The sequence below is a fragment of the Rickettsia endosymbiont of Cardiosporidium cionae genome, assembly GCF_015476335.1.
In the GTDB taxonomy this organism is placed as follows: Bacteria; Pseudomonadota; Alphaproteobacteria; order Rickettsiales; family Rickettsiaceae; genus JADHZC01.
This window is the reverse complement of sequence record NZ_JADAQY010000005.1, coordinates 85,400-110,699: the sequence shown is the minus strand read 5'-3', so window position 1 is coordinate 110,699 and position 25,300 is coordinate 85,400. Positions and strand designations below refer to the sequence as shown.

Below are 25,300 nucleotides of genomic sequence, written 5' to 3'. Positions count from 1 at the left end.
AGTATATTGCTAGTGCTGTTTACATTTTTTGAGGCCACAAATATTTCGTCGTGGGCCTTGTGTGATAAATTTTGTAATGTCTTGAATGATTTTATTATCTTCGTGGTTCTTTAATTTTTTCTCTATCTCCTCAGATTCTGAATTAATTACATTATTATGATTTAGTTTTAGCATAGATTTAATAATACGATTAGCTTCTAGAGATTTTGTATGATCAAAATTCCTTCTTTTCATTCCTATCAGATTTAAACCAGATAGCTTTGCCCTATCATTTTTAGCAATACCAAACGGAATGAGATCACTATCTAACCCTGATAACCCCCCTAACATAGCGTGATTGCCTATACGAACTTTTTGTAATACTGCAGACATACCCCCAATAATGGCATAATCTCCTATTTCTACATGGCCTCCAAGGCTAACATAATTAGCTAATATGATATTATTACCTAATTTACAATCATGTGCTATATGTGCTCCTATCATAAACAAACAGTCATTACCAACAGATGTTATCATGCCTCCAGATTTTGTTCCAGGCTGAATAGTTACATACTCTCTGATTATATTATTTTTTCCTATTACAGTTTTTGATTTTTCTCCGTTGTATTTTAGATCTTGCGGATTGCTTCCAATAGATGCAAAAGAATATATTATTGAACCTGAGCCGATACTAGTAATTCCGTCTATTACTACATGATTTTTAATTATAACATCGTCTCCTAATGTCACTGAGCTGCCTATTACGCAGTAAGGCCCTATACTAACATTATCACCGATTTTGGCTCCTTTATCTACTATTGCTGTTTGATGTATCGTCATTTTCTATCTCGTAACATTGCTGTAAAATTAGATTCTGCTATCACGCTTTCATTTACTTGTACACATGCTTCAAATTTGCATACGCTTCCTCTATTTTGTTTAATGCTAGAATGAATTTTTAGTACGTCTCCAGGTAAAACTAATTTACGAAATTTAGCATTCTCAACAGACATCAAGAACATTTCTCGATTAAGTGAAATATCTGTAGTAGATTTTAGTACCAAAATAGCAGATAGCTGAGCCATTGCTTCTATTATTAGTACTCCTGGCATTACAGGGATATTAGGAAAATGTCCTGTAAAATAAGGTTCATTTATAGTGACATTTTTTGTTCCAGAAATTTTGTTACCTACCTCTATCTCGGTTACATAATCTACTAGTAAGAAAGGATATCTATGCGGCAATATTTTCACAATATCATTAATATCAAGTATTTTTTTATTCATCATTCAACAATTTATTATTTGTTATTTATAATCTTTTTTAACATTATGCTCTGTTTATGCCATTGCTTTATAGGTACAGCAGGAATGCCGCCTACCGTCATAGATTGCTTAACATCCTTCATAACACCTGATTTTGCAGCGATTTTTACATTGCTATGTATATTTAAGTGTCCTGCTATGCCCACTTGACCTCCTAAGCTAGAATATTCACCTATTACACTGCTCCCTGCTATGCCTACTTGTCCTGCCAGTATGCAACCTTTTTTTAGATGTACGTTATGTGCGATTTGCACTAAGTTATCGATTCTACAATGATCTTCTACTATTGTATCTTGGATAGATCCTCGATTGATTGTAGTATTTGCTCCAATTGCTACGTGATTTCCTATGATTACCCTCCCTATATGTGGTACTTGCTTGTAATTTCCATTATGTTCAGCAAAACCAAATCCATTTGTACCGATTTTTGCACCAGGTTCAATTACAACAAAATCTCCTACAATACTGTGTGTAATGTAAACTTGTGGAGATATATTACAGTTATTTCCTATACTTACTTTGTAACAGATAATGCTGTTAGATCCAATAACAGTATTATTAGCTATTTTTGCTTCATCTTCTATTATAATGTTATGTCCTACGCAAACATCATTACCAATTTCAACTGCATTGCCTATTGTAACATTATTCCCTATTTTAGAATTACTTCCTATAATAACGTTATTGCCTATATTGGCGTTATTGCCTATGCTAGCGTTATGTGCAATTCTAGCAGTTGACATTACGGATTGAATATTATTACGTGTATTATAGTTATTATTTTTAGTAATATATCTATGACTTGAGTAGAATAAATCCATTATGCTAGCGTAAGCAAAGTGTGGATTATCTATTTCTAGCACGATAGCTTGAATTGATTGTATATCTTGTACTACATCTTTCGGTACTATACAGACTGTAGCTTGTGTAGCCAATAACATTTCCAAGTATTTTATATTATGTAATACTGCTAGCTCCCCTTCTTTGGCGCTTTCTATTGAACTAACGTCATAGATTAACAAATCTTTATTACTAATATTTATATTACTGTAACCTATCAAATCACATATTTGAGATAATTTATATGGTCCAGAATTTTGGTAAAATTCTATATTTTGCATTCTATATCATTTATTTCTTTAAAAAACATTGTTTTATCTTGAATCCCATTCAAATAATCAGACGAACTCATAACCTTTTTTCCTTCTGGTTGTATATAATTTAGTTCTATAATACCATCACTACACACAACTGAAAGTTTATCACTCATTGTTTTATCAAGTATTAATCGACCAGGGTTATATGAATGTTTTATTATTTTATAATCTGAATCTAAGATTTTAATCCTAATTTCTTGCTTATTGTACATGAATGGAATAGAAATGTAAGGAAAAAAAGCCCTAATCTGACAATTTATTTTATACGCTGTACCACTCCAATCTATTATCTTGTTATGTTGACTATTTTTTTTTGTATAGCTAGCTAATTGGTCTGATTGTTTTAATCTTGGTAGTATATCAATATTATCCAGCGTATTTATCAGTAATGTTCCGGATATATCACTGCATATTTTGTGTAATTCTATTGAATTTACTTTTGGTCCTATGTCAATTACATGCTGAGCTATTATATCTCCTGAGTCCATATTTTCATCCATTTGTATAATTGAAACAGCTGTTTCTTTATCTCCATTTAATATAGCATTTTCTATAGGAGTAGGGCCTCTGTATCGCGGCAATTTTGATGGATGTATATTAATGCAGCCATATTTTTTTAAAGATAAGATTGTTTTAGGCAATATATACCCGTAAGATACCACCACTATTATCTCTGCGTGAATACCACTTATTAGCTCTAATATATACTTTGTTCTAATATCACTTGGGGTGTATACCGGAATATTATGCTCTAGGGCCTTTTTATGTATTGGGGTACGCAGTAAATTCATACCTCTGCCTCCTTCTTTTGGGTTTTGGGTAAATACTGCAGCAATTTTATGTGACTTAGAATTCACTATTTGCTCAAAAGATTTAACAGCAAACTCCCCACTGCCCATGAAGATTATATCCATAGGTATTTATAGTATAATGTGATACATCATTATTGTGGATAATGTAATCCATTAACAAGTTGAATACAATATTTATATAGTAGATAATATAGTTTATTGACTTGTATCACTATGTAGAAATTTTGAGCTTTTTTCTTGGTGGTATAAACACGATTTCTTCGCCATTTTCATTATACTCTTTAGTAATTTGCTCCATAATACCCACGTAGTGATTTTCATTTTTTACTAAATTCACTATAGACCAGCCATTTTCTATATCTTTTGATATTTTTACTAAATCTGTATCACTCTCAGTGAATAGTACCAATTTTTGTGAAGGTTTCTTATATATCATTTCATAATTTACATAAAAATTAACTAAAATTAAAAATTTTATATACATACCGAAGATTTTAACCTATATGTTATGAACAATCAACCCAATTATTGTGTAATAATTCATTTATATATACTGTTAATGCTTAAAAAGTATGAGATTTATACATTCAGTTGATGTAATTCTGCAATAAGTTTTGCTCGCTCTATAAATGCATTTAAAATTTTAGATTTTACTATAAACAAACCCATTGAAGCTATCATATTTAAGGTTGTGGATTTAAATTCAAAATTAATAAAAAATTGAATTTGAGTAAAATGATTCATTTGTTTTAATTTCCATATATTATGTAAATATTGTAGAGGTCCTTGTGTTGATTCTATATGTATAGTATAGATTTTGCTATCTGATATTGCGGGGGTGATTTTCGATCTATAACTCGTATTTAATCCTTTAAATGCTATTTCAAGATCTGCTAAGAAAAAATTGTCATGATGTGCTATTATCGATGACGATTTACACCAAGGCAGAAATTTTGGATAGTTTTTAACGTCTAAGATTATTTCTTTTATAAGATTTAACTCAAATTCTACAGTTCTGATTTCATAAAATGATTTTGCCAAATTCATTACCTGATATTATATAATTACTTAATAGTCATTAAGTAATTGTTATGCTTCACTTATAGCTAAGCTCTTTAATTTTGACGCTTTTAATTTTTTAAAATCCTCACCAGCATGGTAGGATGACCTGGTTAATGGGCTAGCAGATACCATGAGGAATCCTTTAGTACGAGCAATTCTTTCCATATATTTAAATACAGCTGGTGATAAATATCGTTCTACTTTAGCGTGAGATGCCGTGGGTTGTAAATATTGACCTATTGTTAAAAAGTCTACTTCTGCTGCTCTTAGATCATCCATTACTTGTAGTATTTCTTCATCAGTTTCGCCTAACCCTACCATGAGACCAGATTTAGTAAAAATTCTTGGATTTAACTGTTTGATTTTGTATAGAATATTCAGTGAATGGAAGTATCTAGCCCCTGGTCTGATATTTCTATATAGTGAGGGCACAGTTTCTATATTATGGTTAAATACATCAGGGCTCGCACTGGATATGATTTGTAATGCTTGATCTTTTTTTAGAAAATCAGGTGTTAATATTTCTATACTTACGTTAGAGTCTTTTTCTCTTATAGCATTTATACAGTTTGCAAAGTGTTTTGCTCCTCCATCAATTAAGTCATCTCTATCTACCGAGGTTATCACTACATGGTTTAGTTGTAATTGTGCTACTGCATCAGCAAGGCGTTGTGGCTCTTGATGATCTAATGCTTCGGGCTTCCCAGTTTTTATATTACAAAATCTACATGCTCTAGTGCATACAGAACCTAATATCATAACCGTTACATGTTTTTTCTGCCAGCATTCTCCAATATTTGGGCAAGCAGCCTCTTCGCATACAGTGTTTAGATTTAAATCTTTAACTAGATTTTTAGTATTAGTGAACTCATCAGAATTTGGAGCCTTGACCTTTATCCAATTTGGTTTTCTTTGTATCTGACTATGTGAAATATTCATAACTAGTTAAAAATAATATGTATTTTTGATTTAGGGTTAGGATTAATCTGTTTCACATTAAAATTCAATATAATTGATATAATCAAAATATTCTTTTAGGTTATCGTTCGTTATGGGATTGATTAAATCAGAAACTATACTTTATATCAATATTAATCATCTTATTTTTATTATAGATATAAGTTGTAATTTTTAACATCATATACTGTATTTTCACCGAATTTTATGGGTTTAGATTGTTGCAATCCGTGTAAATTACAAATTTTTGTTAATCCATATTGTGGATCATGTGCATTTCCATAGATCTTTTTGAAATTTGGTATATGGTTTATGTTGTGTAGTCCGTTATATATTGAATTTAGTATCGCGTATAATATTAAATGGGGGGATGCATCAGCTGATGCAAGCCTGTGTTCTAGCCTTTTAGGATAACTATCTGGGAAGCGAATCATTGTTGTACGATTATTGTTTCCATGTGATATATGAGTAGGGGCCATGTATTTACTATCTAACCTTTTATAATCTTCATCATTCATAAAGAACATGTTAATGGTATCTGGTAAATAGTAACATAACATGTTGGCATATTTTTCGTAATGATCTTCTTCTAAAAAACTAAGGCTAACTTGCATTGAATTACCATAATCTTCAGGGTAGGGTTTAGCATTAAAATATACTTTTGTACCCAGCTGATTACAAAAATATATTATACTATTTCTGATATAACAGATGTAATTTGCGTATTTTGAAATATTATTGGATGCCTTCAATTTTATTTCAAATTGGTTGTTGCCTTGTTCTACTTCAATCTTATTATTAATATGAGCTTCTAATTGGTTGATTAATGCAATATCATCTTTGGTGTTTTGGATGTAAAACTCTAGTTCTACACCTAAGTATATGGTAAGATTAAATCGGTTCTTAATATACTGAACGATATTATCTAGAAGGTTGAATTTTCTGATATATGCTATTAAGGCGTTGAGCTGATGTTTAGATAATTGCATAATTTTTTGTTAACATTCCAATAATACTGCTGTATAACATAGTTTCTCTTGGATAGTAGCTTTTATTTTAATTGGTTTAAATTTATCGAAATAAAAGAGAATATCTACAGCTTTAGTAAATATAAGAGTATCACCAAAATATTATATTAAATTTATAATTTATTATGCAACTAAACTCTTTCTATAGAATATTCGATAAAACATATAATAATTCTACACACGTGTATTCTGTACCTAATGATAAACGATTTTGTGCTATCCAGTCTAAGGAAATTTATCAAAATTTGCTCAGTATACTAAACGATCTTAATGCTTCAAAAATTGTTACACTTAAACAAATACATAGTAATATAGTATTGAATTTTGATGAAATTAAATATAAATATAATGATATAAAAATCATCCATAACAAAATAATAGGTGATGCAATAATTAGCTCGGACAAAAATATTGCTCTAGCAGTTAAGACTGCAGATTGTGTCCCCGTATTACTTTATTCGGATTATTCAAATTTTATAGCTGTAGCTCATTGCGGTTGGAGAGGTGCAAAGCATCATATTATACGTAACTTGGTTTCTTTGATGAGCAAAAATGGAGCCAGAAATATTAAGGCTATTATAGGCCCTGCAATACAGCAGTACTCTTATGAAGTCAGTTTTGGATATTATCAGGATTTTATACAAACTTCTCGCTATTATAAAAAATATTTTGTAAATTCTTACTGTAATGAGTATTATATGTTCGATCTTCCCGGATTTGTAATAGACAGATTACGTGACGAATCTGTAGAAATTGTAGAACAAATTAATGAAGATACTTATAGTATGCAAGAAAAATATCCTAGTTATAGGAGAGCAATGCACAATAATGAAGAATATCGACAAAGCATATTGTCAATAATTATCAGAAAGTAATTTGCAAAATGAATATATTTTCAATTTTGTTATTTAATAAAATTGCTAAAAAATTATTACCTATATTAGCTATACTAACACCCATAGTTAATATAGTTGCTTTATATTATGCTTTAGTAATATCACCTCCAGATTATCAGCAAGGAGAGCTAGTAAGGATAATGTATATTCATGTACCATCTGCTTGGATTAGTTTGATGATATATAGTTTTATAGCTTTTTGTAGTATTTTGGTATTAATACGGAAGATTAAGATTGCGTATTTATTAGCAGTTGCTTCTTCTTATATTGGCACTGTCTTTTCAGCTATTACTTTAGTTACAGGATCTTTATGGGGCAGACCTATTTGGGGTGTCTGGTGGGTATGGGATTCAAGATTAACATCTATGCTAATATTGTTCTTTATATATATAAGCTATATTATTGTTGTACATACAAATTCCAACATCGTCAGATCTGAAAAGCCTGCATCAGTATTAGCAATACTTGGATTCATTAATGTTCCGATAGTAAAATTTTCTGTAGATATTTGGAATAGCCTACATCAACCTTCAACAATTTTTCGATCAGGTGGAGTTGCAATACATAATACTATGTTAATTCCTCTTATATTAATGGCGGTATCTTTTTTATTGTTATTTCTGTTGTTGTTGATGTATAAGACGTATAGTCTGATTTTAGAGGCTAGAATTAGTAATAAGTTACAATATGACATATGTGGTAACGGATGCATGCGTGAAATGTAAATATACAGATTGTGTTGAAGTGTGTCCGGTAGATTGTTTTTATGAAGGTGATATGATGCTTGTTATTAACCCAGAAGAGTGCATAGATTGCGGAGTGTGTGAGCCAGAGTGCCCTGTAGATGCTATTCGATCTGAATCTAGTGATTTGATTTCTTGGATAGAGATTAATCAACAATTTTCTAATAAATGGCCTAAAATCACTACAAAGAAAGATCCTCTGCCAGATGCTGATAAATATAAAGATATTGAGAATAAATTTGTAAACTTTGTTAAGTCATAACTCTAGCGTAAAATCGTTTGTAGTTCTAATTTCTAAAGTTGTTTAGGTATAAATTATATAAGAAATGGCCAAATTATAATTTGGCATTATGTAGTAGTTGATTAATATTTATTATTATAATACAGTGCTAGCCTGTAATAAGTTCAGTATTTTAGGGAGGATGAGTGTTATGGTGTACATTAAAAGGTGTTTATTATGATGATGCAAGCTACTATATATGATGAAGTAGTATGTCGTGGAATAGGAGTACATTTTGGACGTAATGTACAGCTTAAACTTAAGCCAGCTCCGATTAATACCGGAATTGTATTTATTAGAACAGATATATTTGATGTTAATAATAGGATAGAAGCGCTATATTCAAATGTTGTGGATACATCATTTTCTACAACAATTGCAAATGAATCTGGTGTACGCGTTGCAACGATTGAGCATTTAATGGCTGCTCTGTTTAGTTGTGGGCTAGATAATGTATATATAGAGATCAATTCACCAGAAGTACCAATAATGGATGGTAGTAGTAGGAGTTTTGTATTTATGATAGAATATGTTGGTATAAAATTTTTGGAAGCTAGTAAAAAAATTCTTCGATTAACTAAAGAGTTTTCTGTTAATATAGAAGATAGTACAATATGTGCTTATCCTTCAGATAATATGATAATAGATCTTACAATAGATTTTAAAAATCCTATAATAGGTAAGCAAAAATTAGTATTAAATGATATGTATCAATTAAAAAATGATATTATGTATTCACGTACTTTTGGTTTTGTAAAAGATTTTACTTACTTGAGAAATATGGGATTAGCACAAGGATCTTCATTGGAAAATACAATTGCAATTGCAGATAATTCAGTGTTGAATTATGATAGATTAAGGTATCATGATGAGTTTGTACGTCATAAACTATTAGATTTATTAGGTGACTTGAATACTATTGGGTGTACTCTAATATGTTCTATTACAGGGTATAAAACCAGCCATGCTATCAATCATCAATTTTTAAAATTATTGCTTGCAGATTTTTCATTATATGAAATTAGCTAATTGATATAGCAAAATTATATTAAGTATTGATAATGAAATGCTTGACAGTGGTGTATATAAAATGTATCCTGTCTCTCGTTCTGGTGAGTTGCACCATCGGATTTGGAGAATCTTATTGGTGATTAAGAGTAGGGTTATATTTGTTGTTGGGTAAGATCTTTTGATTTTAGGTTTTGGATCCTTGAATATTTAGATAATTAGCTTTAACTTCTAATGTTTATTCTTATGCTCTCACTCATTAATGTCAGTGTTAAAAGTTTTTAATATCGCTATCTTTGTGGTATATAAGAGTTTTAATATTGATAGTATGGTGATTTTTTTCTTGTGTTGGATTTTGTTTATTTTTTCAGAATTAGTTGTTTTGGTTGTTTTGTACTCAGTGATGTTCCTACTGAAGATTAACTAAATAAAATATTGAATTACTATGTCAAATATTCCTGATTTTAGCGTGAGCGATCTGTTAAACGCTGGCGTGCATTTTGGCCATAAAACCTCTCGTTGGAATCCTAGTATGGCTCCTTATATCCATAGTGTCAGGAATGGTGTGCATATATTGGATTTAAATAAGACTGCTGCTTTATTGAAATTCGCACTTAGTAAGATTTACGATGCTGCAAAAAATAAGAAAAAGATATTGATAGTTGGTAGTAAAAGTTATGCATCTGATTTGGTAGCTGAGTATGCAGAAAAATCCGGGCAGTTTTATGTGAATAATAGGTGGTTAGGGGGAACTTTAACTAATTGGAAGACTGTATCCAGTTCTATACGTAAATTGGATGATATAGAAAAAATTATTAGTGATGAAAAAATTAGAGAAAGATATACCAAGAAGGAGTTGTTGAATTTTGAGAATCATAGACAAAAGCTACTTAAGTTTTTTATAGGTATTAGAAAGATGCAATCCTTGCCAGATCTTTTAATTGTAATTGATTCTAATAAAGAGCATCTTGCTATAAAAGAAGCTGTGAAGCTGGGTATACCTATAGTAGCTGTATTAGATACTAATTCAAATCCAACACATATAGATTATGTAATACCTGGTAATGACGATGCTATTAAATCTATTAAGTTGTATTGCCAGCTTTTTGCAGAAGCCGTATTGAGAGGTATACAAGATACACTCACTGATGCTGGTGTGGATATCGGTGAAGGACATTCATTAGTAACTGGAGAAGATAACTCTGAATCTAATAAAATTTATAAAAAGCTTAATAAAAATAGAAATAAACTTTCTGATGATGTTATAACAAAGAATGTTATCCAGTCATCTGTAGTAGATTCTGAATGATTAGTTAGTAATGCTCTCTTGTAGTGTGATTGTTATTAGTTTTTGATATTGTTAATAGGTTAGATTTTAAAAAGTCTAAAAAAATTGTATAATTTGAAAAAAATTTTATGTCAATATCTGCTTCTTTAGTGCAACAGCTCAGAATTAGAACTGGTGCTCCTTTAATGCTGTGTAAAAAGGCTTTGTCAGAGAATAATGCTGATATACAAGAGGCTATGAAGTGGTTGAGGTTGCAAGGAGCTGCCGCGGCTGCTAAAAAAAATGCTACCTCTATTGCTGTGGAGGGAGTTGTAGCGTTAGCTGTTGAGGGTAATCGTGGGAGTATCGTAGAAATTAATTCAGATACTGATTTTGTAGCTCGTAATGAATGTTTTCAAAATTTAGTAACACATATAGCTCAATCTGCTTTGTCTTGTACTTCATTAGAGCATTTGTTATCTTTTTCAGTCCCATTTCAAGGAAAGACTGTATCAGATATTTTGGAGGATAATATTTCTGTACTAAGAGAAAATATACAGTTAAGGCGAATGAAAACTATTGATGTAACTAAAGGCATTATCTCTTCCTATGTTCATAACTCCTTGGGAAAGGATATGGGTAAGATAGCTGTTCTTTTATCAATAGAATCTGAAGCAGATCACAGTGAAATCGGAGAGTTGGGTTTTCAGATTGCAATGCATATTGCAGATAGTAATCCTTTAGCAATTTCTAGAGATAGTTTAGATGAAAAAATAGTTGAGAATGAGAAAAAATTCCATATGGAGCAGATAAGAAAAAATTCAGCAAATAAACCTGAGTCTGTTATCAATAAAATGATGGAAGGTAAAATGATCAAGTTTTTTTCAGACAATATATTGCTTGATCAGCCATTTCTATTTGATAGAAAAACTAAAATTGGTGATTTGATTTTACAATTTAGTAAAAAAATAGGTAAATCTATTGTTTTATCTGACTTTATTAGATACCAGTTAGCAGAAAATATAGATAAGTAGGATTATATATTTACAGATTTTAAAGTAAAAGTTTATTGTTGTGAATCAATTTTTATGTTGTTTGAGAATGGATCTTAATTGGATAATGTTATGAAGCGTACATTTCAACCTAGTAATATAGTTAGAAAAAGAAGACATGGGTTTCGTGTCAGGATGAGTACTGGGCATGGTCGGAATATAATAAATAGAAGAAGAGCTAAGAATAGAAAAAGACTTTCAGCATAGCGTATTCAATAATAGAGTTGTTGTGAGATTTTATTCTTTAAAAAATACTTCAGATTTTAATCTAGTTAATAGATATGGAAAGAAGTTTTATACTCAGTATTTTATTGTTGTTTTTGCTATTGATGTAAAACGTTTTTCTATAAATTCTGAAAGTTCAGTGTTTCTTGGAATGAAAGTTAGTAAAAAAATATCTAAGAAATCCGTAGTGAGGAATAAGATAAAGAGGCGAATAAGGCATTTGGTAAGAATATTAATACCTAATGTTTTTGTAAAGGATAATATATCTATTATCCTAATACCTAGGTCTGATGTATCTAAGGTGCTGTTTTGTGATTTACTTGCAAGTTTAGAGTTTTTATTTTTAAGAAGAATAAGTAAATATTTTAGTGATCAATATTGTGACTCTAAAGGATATAGAAAAAAAATATAGTTAATAGTGTATATCAATTATAAATAGTTTATTCAGTGCTTTCTAAATGGTAAACTTAAATATCTAACAAATTATTATCTGTTGTTATTAGATGTGTGTTCGAATTTTTCTACTTTTAACAAATTAGGTATTATTGCTGGTAACGGTGATTTGCCTAGAGAAATAGCGTATTTATACTCTAAAAAAGCTGTGCAATGCTTTATCGCAGCAATAGATGGTGAAGCTGATTTGGGTTCAATTTCAAACTATAATTTTGAAATTTTTCCTATTACATCAGTAGGTAAAATAATAAATTTTTTTTATCAACATGATGTTAAAAATATTATTTTGATCGGAGGTATAAAAAGACCAAATCTTAGTGCTCTGAAGTTAGATATCGCTGGTACAGAGTTGTTAGCACAAATTCTAAAAAATAAATATTTTGGAGATAATAAATTGTTAACAGTTGTAGCAGAATATCTTGAAAAAAAAGGCTTTAATGTTGTCTCTCCTTTAACTATATTATCTAGTGTGAATTATGGGTTTTTGAATTATATAGATAATTCAAAACTTACTAAGCAAGATAAGTTGGATATCGATTTGGGAATAGAGATAATTAAGCAATTGAGTAAATTTGATATAGGACAATCTGTCGTTATAGAAAATGGTTATGTAGTAGGAATTGAAGCAGCAGAAGGAACTAATAACTTAATACAGAGATGTGCTCTGTTAAAAAAAAACAATCATTCTGGTGTTTTTGTTAAAATACCTAAGCTGTACCAGGATTTAAGACTAGATCTGCCAACAATAGGCCCTACAACTATCTTGCAGCTTGCAGAAAGTAAAATAAAAATTTTAGCTGTTAGCCGTAATACCGTGATAGTTAAGCCCCAAGAAACTAAATCATTATCTCTAAAACTTAATATTGATATTAATATCCTGTAGCAATTCTATAAACAATATGAAGATTTATTTAATTAATTTATTAAATATTATATCATGTTATTATAGCTATGCGATTTTTGGATTATCTGCATCCAGCATATCCTCGTATTTTATGCCTGGTGAGGAAAAAATTGACAAATTATTTAGTTTTTTTGTCATATATGCTGCTTTGTCTATAGTGAAGCCACTTGGGTCTTTGATTTTTGGATATATAGCAGATAAAGATAACAGAGTGAAATCTATCTTCATATCTACTATTATTTCTTCTATATCAATGTTTTTAGTTGCTGCGATACCTGGTTATCATGTATGGGGAAATGTTTCTATTTGTTTTTTGATATTTGTTAGAGCTATATTTTTACTTACTATTAACAGTGAATCAGATATCATTAGAATTTTTTTAGTAGAATATACTGATTTGGACAATAAATTTTTGATTAATGCTATTGTTTCATTTTGTGCTCAAATTGGAGTGGTTTTAGCTGCATTATCTTATTATCTGACTTCTGGCGCTATTACAGAATACTGGAAAATAAATTTTATTATAGGTGGTATACTGGGGGGGGTAATATCAATATTACAATATTATTTTTATATTAGATTAAAGTTATATAAAAATAATCTAAAATATATTAAATGCATCACTGACTTTGGTGTTTTCAGCACTATCAAAAGATACAAATTACAGTTTATATCTTTTGTATTACTGCATGGATCTATAGGTGGTCTATATAATTTTTGGATTATATTTTTTTCTAATTTTCAGGATAAAATATATAACATACAGTATGTAACTCAAAGCCAGCTTAGTATGATTTTAGTCATTATCTATTCACTATCTTTATTGTTATCAGGTATAGTCACTAAAAATATAAATTTTCTGATACAAGTAAAAATTTCTTTAGCACTTAGCATTATATTATCGTTTATCATGGTATTTTTTTACATGAACCTTCAGGATTCATGTTCGTTTTACTTGGTAATATATATTCATATTTCTATAGTATTTCTTATGCCATTTTATATAATCCCCATTCATAGTAAAATTCAGAGTATACTGGGCTACGAAGTTAGGGCTAGATTATATAGTTTGGCTCATTCATTGGGGAGTGTCTTACTCTCATCTAGCGCACCTATTATCAGCATATTACTATGGAACAAGACAAAATTGATATATATTGTCTTATTTTATCCTATGTTGTTTTTGTTTTCAATTGCTATATTTTTTTGTGTTTTATCCAGATCTTCTTATTTATCCATTGGTAAATGATTGATATTTTAATCGATTGCAAAATGTGAGTTAGTTATAATTTTAGGGTGTTGATTGTCTGATAGGCTAAAATTTTAGCTGATATTGTTTTTACAGTATCTCATTTTAAAAATAGGATTTATTTATCAATAATAAAATTAAAAATCTTGTTCGTAGATGATTTTGATACCAATTTTTGTTTTATATCCTGTAAACTATATATTTAGTTAACAAAAGGTTTATTTATTAATTAAATATATAGTTTTAATATGGATACTAGACAGTTGATTACAGCAAAAAATTCTTTGTTTATGAATAATATTTCTTGTCAAAGTATCAAGATTCTGCAAATGTCTATTTCAGAATTAATGCATAAAATTCATCAGGAATGTAACCAAAATCCTTTTATTGAGGAATTGGGAGTGCTTGATGAAGAAATGAATTTAGATAGCGATAATAGTGATGACTATTTAAAAGCTCCAATTAGGCGCAATCATGAGAACTCTAATGAAGATTGGATATGTAATATAGCCTATAAGAAAACACTAAGGGAAGATATACTAGAACAGATTAATCTTACTTTTAGTCACAAGTTAGATCGAGAAATAGGGATGTATTTTTTATTTTTATTACAGGATGATGCTTACATAACATATGAGATAGAAGATATCGCAAAAATATTTAGTTGCAGTATAGATTACATTAATACAGTACTGAATAAGTTGCATAGATTAGAACCATTAGGTGTATTTGCTTCTAGTATGCAAGAGTATTTGATAATACAAGCAAAAGAATTGTATCCCAATAATAGTAAATTATTAAAACTAATATCCCATATCTTCTCAATTACAAAATTAGATTTAAAACAGCTTGCAAGATTATGTAATGTGGAATTAGGAGAAATACAAGAATTGTTAACTATATTAAAGACATTAAATCCTAGGCCTCTTAATAATTCTTTTGAAAATATAGTATCATACAAAATTCCGGACATAATAATGTGTTTAGATAGCAATAATAGAATACGGTTATCAATTAATGATCAGATATTACCTAGGTTCAAAGTAAATTATTCATATTATTTAGAATTAAAAAATAAAATTTTTAATAAAAAAGAGAGTAATTTTATTAAATCAGAAATTACTACTGCTAGTAATTTAATTAAATATGTAAAACATAGATCAGCAACTATCTTAAAAGTAGCAGAAGCAATAGTTGAAGAACAATTAAATTTTTTTAGATATGGAGTGATGAATTTAAAACCTATGAATTTAAAACAAATAGCCATGAAAACTGGTTTTAATGAAAGTACTATTAGTAGAGCTACTGCTAATAAATATCTATCTACTCCTTCTGGTATATATGAGCTTAAGTATTTTTTTTCTTCTGCTTTAAACAATTACTCTACTCATATTTGTTCTAGCACTAAGGTCAAAGAAATGATTAAATATATAATTCAGAGTGAACCTAAGGAGTCTGTTTTATCTGACTTTAAGATTGTAGAAGAATTACGCAGATTTAATGTTAATCTTTCTAGAAGAACAGTAAATAAGTACCGTCACAATATGAAGATTTCTAAATCTGATATTAGAAAAAAACTCCATTTGATCTCTAATTAAATCAGTGAGTGTCGTATATTAGACATATTTCCTAATATTTTATAATAAATAAAATATGTTTAATAATAGTTTGATTGCTTGAATTAATCTTATGCTGTAATTTGCTCGTGTTGTATGGTACAATCGCCTTTCTTATTACATCTTAAAAATGTGGATGGTATATATGATTTATTTGTCTTATACGTTTATCGCATTCGGATTATTTTGTATTATTTCCAGTATTATATTTTTATTTAGAACTGATGATTTCTATAATAAATTGCACGGTATATCAGTTATAGATAGTTTTGGTACGATTCTTTGTTTATTAGGTTTAATGTTATTGCAAGATAGTTGGTATAGTAGTTTTAAGTTTTTAATACTCATTATATTGATCTTTCTTATTAACCCTATGTCTAGTTATGTTATAGCAATGGCCAATTTTTTTCAGAATAGAAACAAATAAAACTATTTGTTGTTATTGGTTAATTATTCTAATTTGATTTATATAGTAGCTGTAGTATGGATCTTTTTCTATCGATACCACACCAATTAGGTTTTGGTACTAATTTTATATTATTATTGATATTTTTAGGAATGTTAGTATTAGTTGTAATAAAATTTGTTATTTCTAGTAGTATGCTAGAATCTATAACTATTTTATCAATGTTTAGCGTATTTATTAGTTTTGTGTATCTTTTACTGGATGCTCCAGATGTTGCAATGACAGAGGTATCAATTGCTTCTTGTATTTCTACCTGTGTATTATTAAATATGGTTAAAGTTGTAGGCAATATCAAATATATTAAATCAAAAAAATTAATTAGAAAAAAAGTTGCCCTAGTTCTTTGTATCTGTCTTATATGTATTTTATCATTTGCTGGTAAAGATTTACCACAATTTGCTGCTGTTGACTCAAATGTACAAAATTACATGACGGAATATTATATACAAAATACTAAAAATGAAATAGGTATTTCTTCAATAGTGGCAGCGATATTGGCTAGTTATAGAGGGTACGATACACTAGGGGAAACAATAGTGATACTGATAGCGGGTCTTTCTGTTTTGATAATATTATCTAGCAATAGAATTCAGAAGGATGTTTGATTTAATTAATATTTGACTATATATAAGTAAATAATTCTATGAAAAAATTTGTTATTATAAAACATGTAATTAGTTGTATTATACCATATATTATGGTTTATGCATTTTATATAGAATTTAATGGTGAAGAATCTCCTGGAGGGGGGTTTCAATCAGGTGTGATTTTTGCTAGTGCAGCTATAGCTTTTGATTTGCTTTATAAAATCAATTTTGATCGTCAATTAGTTACAGATATTCTGGTTGTATTTTCTGCTTTAGGTGTTGTTATTTATCTTTGTACTGGGCTAATATCTATAATATTTGGCTATAATTATTTGAATTATTATGTATTATCTGTTAATAAATGTGATGGCCAACATCTTGGAATATTTTTAGTAGAATTAGGTGTAGGGGTAACAGTGTCATCGATTATGGTACTAATATATTTGTTATTACAAAAGACTGATTGATAGTGATCGATTGAATTTTAATATGTTGGCATATGTATAATCTGGTTTATTTTTTGGCTTTAGCAATATTTATAGTAGGATTATATATATTGTTAACTAGTGATTGTTATTTTTATAAAATGTTAGGTTTATCAATATTTCAAAATTCTATATTAATATTTTATATTTCTCTAGGTAAGGTCGGTGGAGCTACAGCACCAATTTATGGCAATTCTGTGGAGGATGTTACTGTCAATGCTAATTATGTTTTCTCTAGCCCTGTGCCTCATGTGTTAATGCTTACTGCTATAGTGGTTGGATTCGCGACTTTATCAGTTGGTTTAGCGTTCATATTTAAGATTAATCAAGCATATGGTTCAATATCAGAATCTGTAATCAATAAAGCAATTTCAGATGATGGATGTGATTATTAGGCATTGGCCAGCTTTACAAGTTTTGTTACCTTTCATAGCAGCTTTATTTGCTATTTTAAGTTTTAATATTCATATTGCTTGGTATTTATGCATTATTTTTGCATCGGCATCTTTTGCTTTATCTGTTTATGTACTTGGATACATTGATGGCAGTTATTCTTATTGTTTTGGTAATTGGCATCCTTCTATAGGTATAGAATATTTATTGGATTCTTTTAATCAAAAATTGATTATATACAGTAATTTACTTTTATTGTTATTTATTATATTTAATAAGTCATTAATTAGTGATCTATTATTAAAATACGTAAACCAATCTAGGAGGAATTTATTTTTTGTATTACTATTTTTTGCGCATGCAGGTTATATAGGGATATTAAGTACTAATGATTTATTTAACTTATATGTATTTATAGAAATTGCTTCGTTAGCTACCTATGTAATCCTCTCTCAAGGGCCAAGTAACAAAGCTCTAATAGGTGCATTTGATTATTTGGTTATAGGTACAATAGGAGCGACATTTATACTGATTGCTATAGGTTTTATATTTGCAATGACAGGTAGTCTGAACATAACAGATGTAAGACAAATTTTATCTAGTCAAGCAATCTCTAATTTGCATGTAATTAGTATAGTATTTTTTCTGTTAGGAGTATTGTTAAAACTTGCACTGTTTCCTATGCATTTTTGGATGATGCGTGCATATAAATCGACAGCTAAATGTAGCTTAGTATATATAGCTACAATTCCAACTATTACTGGTTTGTATATGGTGGCGAGATTTGTTGACTACGCAATAAATTTGGATGCATTATATATATCAGATTTGGGAGAGATTATCAGATTATTCTTTATTTCTATATCAATATTGAGTGCTATCTTAGCTTTGTTTTTTTCTAAGGATCTGATGACTTTATTGGTATATTCATCTATATCGAGTTTAGGATATATATTATTACTTATTTTAGTTTCTAATAATTCAGAGTTTTTATTGAGATTTATTATAGCAGATAGTATAAATAAATCTTCATTATTTCTTGTGATATCTTATATAGCTCAGAAAAATAGCGATTTCAATTTGCAGAGATTTAAATTGATCCATGATAAAAAATTATTTATAGTTTTAACTATATTTACTTTAATAGCCAGCGCAGGCCTACCTATTAGTAATTTATTCATACTAAAATTAGAGCTATTTACTTTATTGCTTAGTAAGCATTTATACATAGAATTTTTTGCTATGGTTATTTCTAGTATTTTTGTATTGTTATATCATTTAAGAATAGCTAAAGTGTTTTTTTTCTCTTCAAAGTCTAACGGTAGTATCACTATCGATAGTAATTGTTTAGGATTATCGGTTTTTATATTAATACAATTGATCTTTTTATTTATTAACTGTAGTGATTAGGAATTTATATTTAGTTCTGTTGATTTTTAGATATATATTACTAATGTGATTTTCTGAATTTAGTTTATGCAAATTTATACCTCATTATTTTCTTTATCAATTATTTTATTCTTTAGTCTTACCTTACCTCTATTTATTAGTCAGCACTCAAGTTATCGCAATAAAATATTTATTTTTGTAGTGTTTTTATATTGTATAAATATATTGATCATTAATTATCAGTTTTTGCATTATCAGCAATTTAGTATAACTTTAATAGAAGTATTTGCGCGTTATAAGATATCTTTTCACCTAGAGGTATTAGGTATAATTTTTTTGGATCTATTATCTGTATTATGGCTAATTTCTACTATATATAGTACAAAATTTTTAGAGATTCATTCTATTAAAAATATTAATATTTTTGTTTTGTTCATGAATTTTTGTATAGTAGCTGGTAACATAGTAGCACTATCTGCGAATCTCTTTACAATGTTCATTGGGTACGAATTATTAACTTTAGCTACTATACCTTTGGTAGCTTATCAAAGAGGCTCAAAAAAATTGACAAAAAATGTTTTTAACTACCTAAAAATATTACAAATTTCTAGTTTGGGATTATTTTTGCCAGCAGTAGTAATTATCTACACTGAATTTGGCAATGGAGATTTTATAAAATATGGTATATTTACAGCATATAATACGACTTTTAGTAAGAATTTTTCAATCATATTATTACTGATGTTTATATTTGGTATTAGTAAAACTTCTATATTTCCTATGCATCAATGGTTGCCCGATGCAATGGTTGCAATATATCCTGTGAGTGCCTTATTACACGCCGTAGTAGTGGTCAAAACAGGTTTGTTTTGTATGTATAAAATCCTTACCTATATATTCGGATTAAATTATTTGCAATATTTAATGGAGCATTATAATTATATTATTTTATTGCCTATGATTGCTGTTATACATAGTTCATTGCAAGCTTTAAAATTTAACAATATTAAGATGATTTTGGCATATTCTACTATTAATCAGTTAAATTTAGGATTACTTGCAATATTTATTTTGAGTGATCAATCTTTATTTGCAGCTATAATACAGATGATTTCGCACGCTTTCATTAAGATATCTTTATTTTATGCTATGGGTTTGATATACAGTGTAAATTCTGCATATAATGTAAGAGATTTATTGGGTATTTCAAAAATAATGCCGGTTACGAGTGCTGTAATTCTTGTATCTTCTTTAGGGTTAATAGGTATCCCACCTTTTTCAGGTTTCTTTAGTAAAATCTATTTGATTAGAGCTGCAATTGCTCAAAAACAGATTTTAGCTATAATGATTGTAATCATAAGTAGTATCATTTCTTCAATTTATACTCTAAAAATCTTAAATATGTTATACAGACCTATTAGTAATAAACTCACATCTTTAGTAAAAATGAAGCCAAACTTTTGTAAGTTATTGTCAGATGGTAATGATAGTTTTATCATAGAAAAACAGTTACCTATCTCAATGTTGCTAAGTATTATATTTTGTGTTTTAGTTACTGTGTTTTTTGGATTTTTATCTCCAATGATCAAAAATTTTATACTAAATTTTTATTAATGTATTCTACGAATTAATTTACAGACAATTTCAACTTTGCTATTTATAGATAACTTAATTTAGATAGTGTAATTGGTTAATTTTATGCAAGTAATAATTTTACACCCTTCTTGTATTACAATAATATCTTCTATATTACTTTTAGTATATCGTAATATTCTCAGAGCTAATAATTCTAATTATTTAGGAGTTATGTGTTACGTACTCTCTATTATACCGACATTATTAGTATTTGTATCATTATATTTTCTAGATGGGCAATATAATATAAATATTTCTAGTAATTCATCAATAATTTTTCAATTTTCATATGATAATAGATTAATATGCTGTGCTTTAAATATAATGTTTTTGTCATCTAACCTAAATTCTTTGTCTAATAACCGTATATTCGAGTTAATATTGGGTTCTATTATAGCCGGATGTTCATATTTATTAATTTTTTCTAGTGATTTTATTTCATTATTTATTGCTATAGAGATAAGCGCTATTGCAGGAGCAATTCTTATATTTTATTCAGGAAACAGTAAAAAACATCTAATCTCTTCTAACAGATATTTTTATACACATTTGGTGTGTGGTTATATGGTATTATTAGGTGTTTTATATATTAAAGAAGCGACAGGTAATTATAATATAATTAATATGAGTAATTTTTACCAAACTTCGCAGATAGCTGCAATTGTTACTGTTATTATGTTATTAGGTTTTTTAATTAGCCTTGCGGTGTTTCCATTTTGTGGAGCTATAGTTGAAAATTATTCGGCTGCCTCTTGTAGCGGATTTTTATATTTATTTTTTTCTAGTATATCTATTTGTTTCACTGTTTTGAAGATGTTTTCACACCAGGAATTTAGATTCATAATTGCGTTGTTTGCGATCACTACATTAATTTATTCATATATAAAGTCTATATTTATGGATGATTTATTGAAATTAATCTCTTTATTTTCTGTTATTCAGTATAGCATTTTCTTATGCTATACTACAGTGCCAGATGTTAATAAAGTAGAACATCTAATTGTTAGGTATTTCTTTATTAGTATTATTTATAAGACCTTGTTTAATCTTTCTACTGTTATTTTTATTGATAAATATAACATTAGACAATCTAGTTTAATTGTTAAAACAAATAATATTTGGATAATATCTGGTTGGATATTATCTATATTACACATGATTAGTTTTCCATTTACTGCAAGTTTTTTTATTAAGTCGATGATAGCAAATACTGTTATGGATAAGTTTTATTTTTTAATTACATCATTTTTTAATATAGTATTAATTGCTTCTCTGCCTTGGAATAGGTATATTTCATTAAATAAATATTCTAGCTGTACAGTAAATATTACAGATAAAGTTAGTATTATATTAGTCTCAATTTTACTATTTGCTAGTAGTTGTTTATACTTTATAGGATGGTATGTAGATGGTTCTATATTATTTAGCAGTATAGATGTTTCTATTTTTACTGTTATTAAACAAATATTGATTATTTTTACTGTTATATTGGTTTCACAAGTAATTTTTATAAAACATGGTAATCAATCTACTATAAATTTGGTGATTGATATAGGTAATATGTTAGCCAAATTTTATGGTTATGCTATTTCGCTTATCTCTAGCATAATTAGTAGAATAAAAAATATTATTTTAGCAAAATTGGTTAATATTTCTATTTCTGTGAGGGGTAGAGTAGAATCAGTGAATTATTTATGTGATCAGAGGTTTGCAATATCAATTATATTAGTATTATTAATTTTTTTGTTATTTATTTTTGTACATGATTAAAGTCAATTGCTATCAAGTTTTATTAAGTGATTTGTTAATGACTGTTTGTGCTTTGGCGGAAAAATGTTATTTGTCTGGTGCTAGGTCTGTAGTAATCGTTAATGATCGTGAGCAATCTATTACTAAATTAGATGCATTGCTTTGGACGTATTCTAGAAAATTTATACCTCATGCCACTAAATTTGATAAATATACAGATGTACAGCCTGTATATATTACTGATAAGTTGGAAGTGCCTAATTCGGGGAAGTCGATAATTTTGGTTAACGTACATAAGGAGTTAGTTTTAGATTTATTATTATTAGATACTGATAAATTAGGGTTACAAAACATACTCTACATATTCACAGAAGAATCAGCTATACAATTTGATAATATGAAGGATTTGATAGAAAGATCTGCATTAAAATCTAAAATAACACTAAGTTTATTTACAAAACATAATTCAGTTTGGAATCGATCAGTGTAATTTATTATTACAATTATTATATTTATTGTGTATATTTTTTATTTAAGATCTTCTGTATTGCATTATTAGTAGTGAAAATCTTTTTTTTACTAAAGGATTTGTTGTATTTATATGATTAATCATTTATATTATGACTGTGTTTTTGGAATCGGTATTGAACTTTGGATTTACAAACGATTGTCATAAGCTCTGCTGGGTATATGTGATTAGCTATATATTTTTTGTTATCATTAATCTAGATGTTGTATGATAGCAGATATTTAGCTATAATGTCGTGGCTGATTTTAGGAGGTCTTATCCTGTTTTTTATGTAAAATAATCAAATTAATTTGAAAATAATGACAAATATTATTAAATCTAAATATAAGGCTAGTAGAAGGTTAGGTAGTACGTTATGGGGTAGTAGTAAGGATGCTTATAATAAAAGAAATTATCCTCCTGGCCAACATGGTAATTCTTATAGTAAAGCTAAAGTATCAGATTTTGGTGATCATCTTAAAGCTAAACAATTGATAAAGATGCATTATGGTAGGATTACATCAAAACAGTTTAAGAATGTTTTTTTATTAGCTCGTAAGGCCAAAGGTAATACCGCTGAAAATTTTGCAGGATTGTTAGAGAGGAGACTGGATATAGTAGTCTATAGAATGAATTTTGCTCCTACAATTTTTGCTGCAAGGCAGCTTGTTTCACATGGTCATGTAATGTTAAATAGGAGAAGAGTTAATATAGCGAGTATCAGATTGTCTGTATCTGATACTATTGAGATTAAGGATACTTCTAAAAATCTTAATATTTGTAAGGATTCGTTAGCTAGAAGGGAGAATTCTATTCCTGAGTATTTGTCTGTTGATTCTGATAAAATGTCTGGATGCTTTGTTAGGGTCCCTAAAATCGATGATATTCCTTATCCATTTAAGCCAGATTTTAGTAAGGTAGTCGAGTATTTTTCTAGGTAGTGGATAGTCGATTTTATATTTTATATTTTATATTTTATTGTTTTGGATAGGTGTCCGAGTGGTTTAAGGAACTGGTCTTGAAAACCAGCGTGTAGGTGACTATACCGTGGGTTCGAATCCCACCCTATCCGCACGCCTCGTGGCTGCAATGTTTTATTATTCGATAATTTTGTGATAGTTTTTTAGGGATATCTTGTTCATACAGTTGCCTGCCTAGTTATAAGGATTTTAAAAGTTTTTTTGCAGCTTTTATACTAGTTTCTTTTACATTTGATACTTCTGTTTCTTCGGTACAAAAAACCATTTTTTTGCTTTTGTGGTCCGATAGCATATACTGAGTGATAATATTCTGTTTTTCATTGTATCTGGCATATGCAGATATCGCTGTGCGGCAATCTGCGTTTAGATATTCTAAAAATGATCTTTCTGACATCGCTAGATTCCAAGTTTTCGTATCATTAATATGACTGCAGATTCTTTTCATTTTAATATTATTAGATAAAGTTTCTATTGCGATTATACCTTGCCCTGCAGCGGGTAAGATCTGTGTGGTTTCTATAATATTAGTATTTTTTATATCGTATAAATTTGTTCTTTTTAGCCCTGCGTATGCTAGAATTAGTGCGTCTATTTTTTGATTTTCTATCTTTTGAATTCTAGTATTGATATTGCCTCGTGATATTACGACTTTGATATCTGGCCTCAATGATTGAATAAAAGCTGTACGTCTTGGAGATGAGGTACCAATTATTGCATTTTTAGGTAAATCTAAAATATTTTTATATTTATTATTATTACCTGTGAATAATACATCATTTGGGCATTCTCTTTCTAAAACTGCTACAATTGAGAATTTTCTGTCTAAAATCCCTGGCATGTCCTTTAAAGAATGCACAGCTATATCTATGTGTTTTTTTATCAATTGATCTTCAATTGCCTCTATAAACAAAGATTTTCCTCCTATTTCATAAAGTGCTTTATTTAATATTTGATCCCCTTTAGTTGTTATAGGGACAATTTCTATGCTATATTTGGGAAATATTGATAATAATTTATCAATCACTAATTGTGTTTGTCGTAAAGAGAGCAAACTTTTTCTTGTACCGATTCTTATATGCATTTTAATTATGA

Annotated in this window: 29 protein-coding genes and 1 tRNA gene; 21 read left to right on the top strand and 9 right to left on the bottom strand. The window is 28.6% G+C overall.

The window, feature by feature from the left end; all coding sequences use genetic code 11:
• Window positions 1-9: 9 nt before the first annotated feature.
• From lpxA to IHI24_RS03570, 8 genes are all read right to left on the bottom strand, one after another.
• On the bottom strand, window positions 10-822 hold the full coding sequence (gene lpxA, locus IHI24_RS03605) for an acyl-ACP--UDP-N-acetylglucosamine O-acyltransferase (protein ID WP_194966696.1): 813 nt from the start codon (window positions 820-822) through the stop codon (window positions 10-12).
• On the bottom strand, window positions 819-1,268 hold the full coding sequence (gene fabZ, locus IHI24_RS03600; protein ID WP_194966789.1) for a 3-hydroxyacyl-ACP dehydratase FabZ: 450 nt from the start codon (window positions 1,266-1,268) through the stop codon (window positions 819-821). The genes lpxA and fabZ overlap by 4 nt, the downstream gene beginning before the upstream one ends.
• 14 nt (window positions 1,269-1,282) lie before the next feature.
• A complete protein-coding gene (locus IHI24_RS03595) occupies window positions 1,283-2,428 on the bottom strand; it encodes a UDP-3-O-(3-hydroxymyristoyl)glucosamine N-acyltransferase (protein WP_194966695.1) in 1,146 nt (381 codons plus the stop codon).
• Entirely contained in the window at window positions 2,416-3,378 is a 963-nt protein-coding gene (fmt, locus tag IHI24_RS03590) for a methionyl-tRNA formyltransferase (protein ID WP_194966694.1), read from the bottom strand. The genes IHI24_RS03595 and fmt overlap by 13 nt, the downstream gene beginning before the upstream one ends.
• Window positions 3,379-3,487: 109 nt before the next feature.
• The gene (locus IHI24_RS03585) at window positions 3,488-3,712 is read right to left on the bottom strand and encodes a DUF2674 domain-containing protein (protein WP_194966693.1); all 225 of its coding nucleotides are present in this window, start codon (window positions 3,710-3,712) and stop codon (window positions 3,488-3,490) included.
• A 143-nt stretch (window positions 3,713-3,855) separates the two neighbouring features.
• On the bottom strand, window positions 3,856-4,323 hold the full coding sequence (locus tag IHI24_RS03580) for a type II toxin-antitoxin system RatA family toxin (RefSeq protein WP_194966692.1): 468 nt from the start codon (window positions 4,321-4,323) through the stop codon (window positions 3,856-3,858).
• A gap of 42 nt (window positions 4,324-4,365) precedes the next feature.
• On the bottom strand, window positions 4,366-5,277 hold the full coding sequence (lipA, locus tag IHI24_RS03575) for a lipoyl synthase (RefSeq protein WP_194966691.1): 912 nt from the start codon (window positions 5,275-5,277) through the stop codon (window positions 4,366-4,368).
• Between the two features lie 170 nt (window positions 5,278-5,447).
• Window positions 5,448-6,284, bottom strand: coding sequence for a type I glutamate--ammonia ligase (locus IHI24_RS03570; protein WP_194966690.1), 837 nt, complete (start codon window positions 6,282-6,284; stop codon window positions 5,448-5,450).
• Window positions 6,285-6,448: 164 nt separating this feature from the next.
• Here IHI24_RS03570 and pgeF point away from each other — a divergent pair, with 164 nt between their 5' ends.
• From pgeF to IHI24_RS03465, 21 genes are all read left to right on the top strand, one after another.
• Window positions 6,449-7,198, top strand: coding sequence for a peptidoglycan editing factor PgeF (pgeF, locus tag IHI24_RS03565; RefSeq protein ID WP_194966689.1), 750 nt, complete (start codon window positions 6,449-6,451; stop codon window positions 7,196-7,198).
• Window positions 7,199-7,206: 8 nt separating this feature from the next.
• Window positions 7,207-7,944 (top strand): heme ABC transporter permease CcmC, encoded by a 738-nt coding sequence (ccmC, locus tag IHI24_RS03560; protein ID WP_194966688.1) that lies wholly within the window; start codon window positions 7,207-7,209, stop codon window positions 7,942-7,944.
• Window positions 7,907-8,224, top strand: coding sequence for a ferredoxin FdxA (gene fdxA, locus IHI24_RS03555; RefSeq protein ID WP_194966687.1), 318 nt, complete (start codon window positions 7,907-7,909; stop codon window positions 8,222-8,224). Before ccmC ends, fdxA begins: the two co-directional genes overlap by 38 nt.
• A 198-nt stretch (window positions 8,225-8,422) precedes the next feature.
• Window positions 8,423-9,271 carry a UDP-3-O-acyl-N-acetylglucosamine deacetylase gene (gene lpxC / locus IHI24_RS03550; protein ID WP_194966788.1) on the top strand — a complete coding sequence of 283 codons (849 nt, stop codon included), beginning with the start codon at window positions 8,423-8,425 and terminating at the stop codon, window positions 9,269-9,271.
• Between the two features lie 424 nt (window positions 9,272-9,695).
• Window positions 9,696-10,559: a 30S ribosomal protein S2 gene (rpsB, locus tag IHI24_RS03545; RefSeq protein WP_194966686.1), complete on the top strand. Its 864-nt coding sequence runs from the start codon at window positions 9,696-9,698 to the stop codon at window positions 10,557-10,559.
• Window positions 10,560-10,666: 107 nt separating this feature from the next.
• Complete coding sequence (gene tsf, locus IHI24_RS03540) at window positions 10,667-11,551, top strand: translation elongation factor Ts (RefSeq protein ID WP_194966685.1); 885 nt, start codon at window positions 10,667-10,669, stop codon at window positions 11,549-11,551.
• 90 nt (window positions 11,552-11,641) lie between these two features.
• On the top strand, window positions 11,642-11,776 hold the full coding sequence (gene rpmH / locus IHI24_RS03535; protein ID WP_194966684.1) for a 50S ribosomal protein L34: 135 nt from the start codon (window positions 11,642-11,644) through the stop codon (window positions 11,774-11,776).
• A gap of 22 nt (window positions 11,777-11,798) precedes the next feature.
• A complete protein-coding gene (gene rnpA, locus IHI24_RS03530) occupies window positions 11,799-12,206 on the top strand; it encodes a ribonuclease P protein component (protein ID WP_194966683.1) in 408 nt (135 codons plus the stop codon).
• Between the two features lie 93 nt (window positions 12,207-12,299).
• On the top strand, window positions 12,300-13,130 hold the full coding sequence (locus IHI24_RS03525) for an LpxI family protein (RefSeq protein ID WP_194966682.1): 831 nt from the start codon (window positions 12,300-12,302) through the stop codon (window positions 13,128-13,130).
• A gap of 16 nt (window positions 13,131-13,146) precedes the next feature.
• Window positions 13,147-14,400, top strand: coding sequence for an MFS transporter (locus IHI24_RS03520; RefSeq protein ID WP_194966681.1), 1,254 nt, complete (start codon window positions 13,147-13,149; stop codon window positions 14,398-14,400).
• 248 nt (window positions 14,401-14,648) lie between these two features.
• A complete protein-coding gene (gene rpoN / locus IHI24_RS03515; RefSeq protein ID WP_194966680.1) occupies window positions 14,649-15,998 on the top strand; it encodes an RNA polymerase factor sigma-54 in 1,350 nt (449 codons plus the stop codon).
• Between the two features lie 148 nt (window positions 15,999-16,146).
• Complete coding sequence (gene mnhG / locus IHI24_RS04810) at window positions 16,147-16,443, top strand: monovalent cation/H(+) antiporter subunit G (protein ID WP_407690725.1); 297 nt, start codon at window positions 16,147-16,149, stop codon at window positions 16,441-16,443.
• A 56-nt stretch (window positions 16,444-16,499) separates the two neighbouring features.
• Window positions 16,500-17,087, top strand: coding sequence for a hydrogen gas-evolving membrane-bound hydrogenase subunit E (gene mbhE, locus IHI24_RS03505; protein ID WP_194966678.1), 588 nt, complete (start codon window positions 16,500-16,502; stop codon window positions 17,085-17,087).
• A gap of 38 nt (window positions 17,088-17,125) precedes the next feature.
• Window positions 17,126-17,536 carry a Na(+)/H(+) antiporter subunit B gene (locus IHI24_RS03500; RefSeq protein ID WP_194966677.1) on the top strand — a complete coding sequence of 137 codons (411 nt, stop codon included), beginning with the start codon at window positions 17,126-17,128 and terminating at the stop codon, window positions 17,534-17,536.
• 32 nt (window positions 17,537-17,568) lie between these two features.
• Entirely contained in the window at window positions 17,569-17,949 is a 381-nt protein-coding gene (locus tag IHI24_RS03495) for a cation:proton antiporter subunit C (protein ID WP_194966676.1), read from the top strand.
• On the top strand, window positions 17,930-19,357 hold the full coding sequence (locus IHI24_RS03490; protein ID WP_194966675.1) for a proton-conducting transporter transmembrane domain-containing protein: 1,428 nt from the start codon (window positions 17,930-17,932) through the stop codon (window positions 19,355-19,357). Before IHI24_RS03495 ends, IHI24_RS03490 begins: the two co-directional genes overlap by 20 nt.
• Window positions 19,358-19,423: 66 nt before the next feature.
• Window positions 19,424-20,950 carry a proton-conducting transporter transmembrane domain-containing protein gene (locus IHI24_RS03485; protein WP_194966674.1) on the top strand — a complete coding sequence of 509 codons (1,527 nt, stop codon included), beginning with the start codon at window positions 19,424-19,426 and terminating at the stop codon, window positions 20,948-20,950.
• Between the two features lie 84 nt (window positions 20,951-21,034).
• Window positions 21,035-22,741 (top strand): proton-conducting transporter transmembrane domain-containing protein, encoded by a 1,707-nt coding sequence (locus IHI24_RS03480; RefSeq protein WP_194966673.1) that lies wholly within the window; start codon window positions 21,035-21,037, stop codon window positions 22,739-22,741.
• A 37-nt stretch (window positions 22,742-22,778) separates the two neighbouring features.
• Window positions 22,779-23,210, top strand: coding sequence for a DNA polymerase III subunit chi (locus tag IHI24_RS03475; RefSeq protein ID WP_228777151.1), 432 nt, complete (start codon window positions 22,779-22,781; stop codon window positions 23,208-23,210).
• Between the two features lie 338 nt (window positions 23,211-23,548).
• Window positions 23,549-24,169 (top strand): 30S ribosomal protein S4, encoded by a 621-nt coding sequence (gene rpsD / locus IHI24_RS03470; protein WP_194966671.1) that lies wholly within the window; start codon window positions 23,549-23,551, stop codon window positions 24,167-24,169.
• A 44-nt stretch (window positions 24,170-24,213) separates the two neighbouring features.
• Window positions 24,214-24,300, top strand: a tRNA-Ser gene (locus tag IHI24_RS03465).
• 86 nt (window positions 24,301-24,386) lie between these two features.
• Here IHI24_RS03465 and hemC read toward each other — a convergent pair.
• Window positions 24,387-25,289, bottom strand: coding sequence for a hydroxymethylbilane synthase (gene hemC / locus IHI24_RS03460; RefSeq protein WP_228777150.1), 903 nt, complete (start codon window positions 25,287-25,289; stop codon window positions 24,387-24,389).
• Between the last annotated feature and the right edge of the window lie 11 nt (window positions 25,290-25,300).

Coding starts and splice junctions, on each gene's coding strand:
- fabZ (WP_194966789.1), bottom strand. CDS start 1,268: ATGAATAAAAAAATACTTGATATTAATGATATTGTGAAAATATTGCCG.
- IHI24_RS03475 (WP_228777151.1), top strand. CDS start 22,779: ATGACTGTTTGTGCTTTGGCGGAAAAATGTTATTTGTCTGGTGCTAGG.
- IHI24_RS03480 (WP_194966673.1), top strand. CDS start 21,035: ATGCAAGTAATAATTTTACACCCTTCTTGTATTACAATAATATCTTCT.
- tsf (WP_194966685.1), top strand. CDS start 10,667: ATGTCAATATCTGCTTCTTTAGTGCAACAGCTCAGAATTAGAACTGGT.
- fdxA (WP_194966687.1), top strand. CDS start 7,907: ATGACATATGTGGTAACGGATGCATGCGTGAAATGTAAATATACAGAT.
- IHI24_RS03570 (WP_194966690.1), bottom strand. CDS start 6,284: ATGCAATTATCTAAACATCAGCTCAACGCCTTAATAGCATATATCAGA.
- rpsD (WP_194966671.1), top strand. CDS start 23,549: ATGACAAATATTATTAAATCTAAATATAAGGCTAGTAGAAGGTTAGGT.
- IHI24_RS03580 (WP_194966692.1), bottom strand. CDS start 4,323: ATGAATTTGGCAAAATCATTTTATGAAATCAGAACTGTAGAATTTGAG.
- IHI24_RS03490 (WP_194966675.1), top strand. CDS start 17,930: ATGATGGATGTGATTATTAGGCATTGGCCAGCTTTACAAGTTTTGTTA.
- IHI24_RS03520 (WP_194966681.1), top strand. CDS start 13,147: ATGAAGATTTATTTAATTAATTTATTAAATATTATATCATGTTATTAT.
- lipA (WP_194966691.1), bottom strand. CDS start 5,277: ATGAATATTTCACATAGTCAGATACAAAGAAAACCAAATTGGATAAAG.
- mbhE (WP_194966678.1), top strand. CDS start 16,500: ATGGATCTTTTTCTATCGATACCACACCAATTAGGTTTTGGTACTAAT.
- IHI24_RS03595 (WP_194966695.1), bottom strand. CDS start 2,428: ATGCAAAATATAGAATTTTACCAAAATTCTGGACCATATAAATTATCT.
- IHI24_RS03485 (WP_194966674.1), top strand. CDS start 19,424: ATGCAAATTTATACCTCATTATTTTCTTTATCAATTATTTTATTCTTT.
- pgeF (WP_194966689.1), top strand. CDS start 6,449: ATGCAACTAAACTCTTTCTATAGAATATTCGATAAAACATATAATAAT.
- IHI24_RS03500 (WP_194966677.1), top strand. CDS start 17,126: ATGAAAAAATTTGTTATTATAAAACATGTAATTAGTTGTATTATACCA.
- rpmH (WP_194966684.1), top strand. CDS start 11,642: ATGAAGCGTACATTTCAACCTAGTAATATAGTTAGAAAAAGAAGACAT.
- rpsB (WP_194966686.1), top strand. CDS start 9,696: ATGTCAAATATTCCTGATTTTAGCGTGAGCGATCTGTTAAACGCTGGC.
- mnhG (WP_407690725.1), top strand. CDS start 16,147: ATGTGGATGGTATATATGATTTATTTGTCTTATACGTTTATCGCATTC.
- hemC (WP_228777150.1), bottom strand. CDS start 25,289: ATGCATATAAGAATCGGTACAAGAAAAAGTTTGCTCTCTTTACGACAA.
- fmt (WP_194966694.1), bottom strand. CDS start 3,378: ATGGATATAATCTTCATGGGCAGTGGGGAGTTTGCTGTTAAATCTTTT.
- lpxC (WP_194966788.1), top strand. CDS start 8,423: ATGATGCAAGCTACTATATATGATGAAGTAGTATGTCGTGGAATAGGA.
- rpoN (WP_194966680.1), top strand. CDS start 14,649: ATGGATACTAGACAGTTGATTACAGCAAAAAATTCTTTGTTTATGAAT.
- IHI24_RS03495 (WP_194966676.1), top strand. CDS start 17,569: ATGTATAATCTGGTTTATTTTTTGGCTTTAGCAATATTTATAGTAGGA.
- ccmC (WP_194966688.1), top strand. CDS start 7,207: ATGAATATATTTTCAATTTTGTTATTTAATAAAATTGCTAAAAAATTA.
- IHI24_RS03585 (WP_194966693.1), bottom strand. CDS start 3,712: ATGATATATAAGAAACCTTCACAAAAATTGGTACTATTCACTGAGAGT.
- lpxA (WP_194966696.1), bottom strand. CDS start 822: ATGACGATACATCAAACAGCAATAGTAGATAAAGGAGCCAAAATCGGT.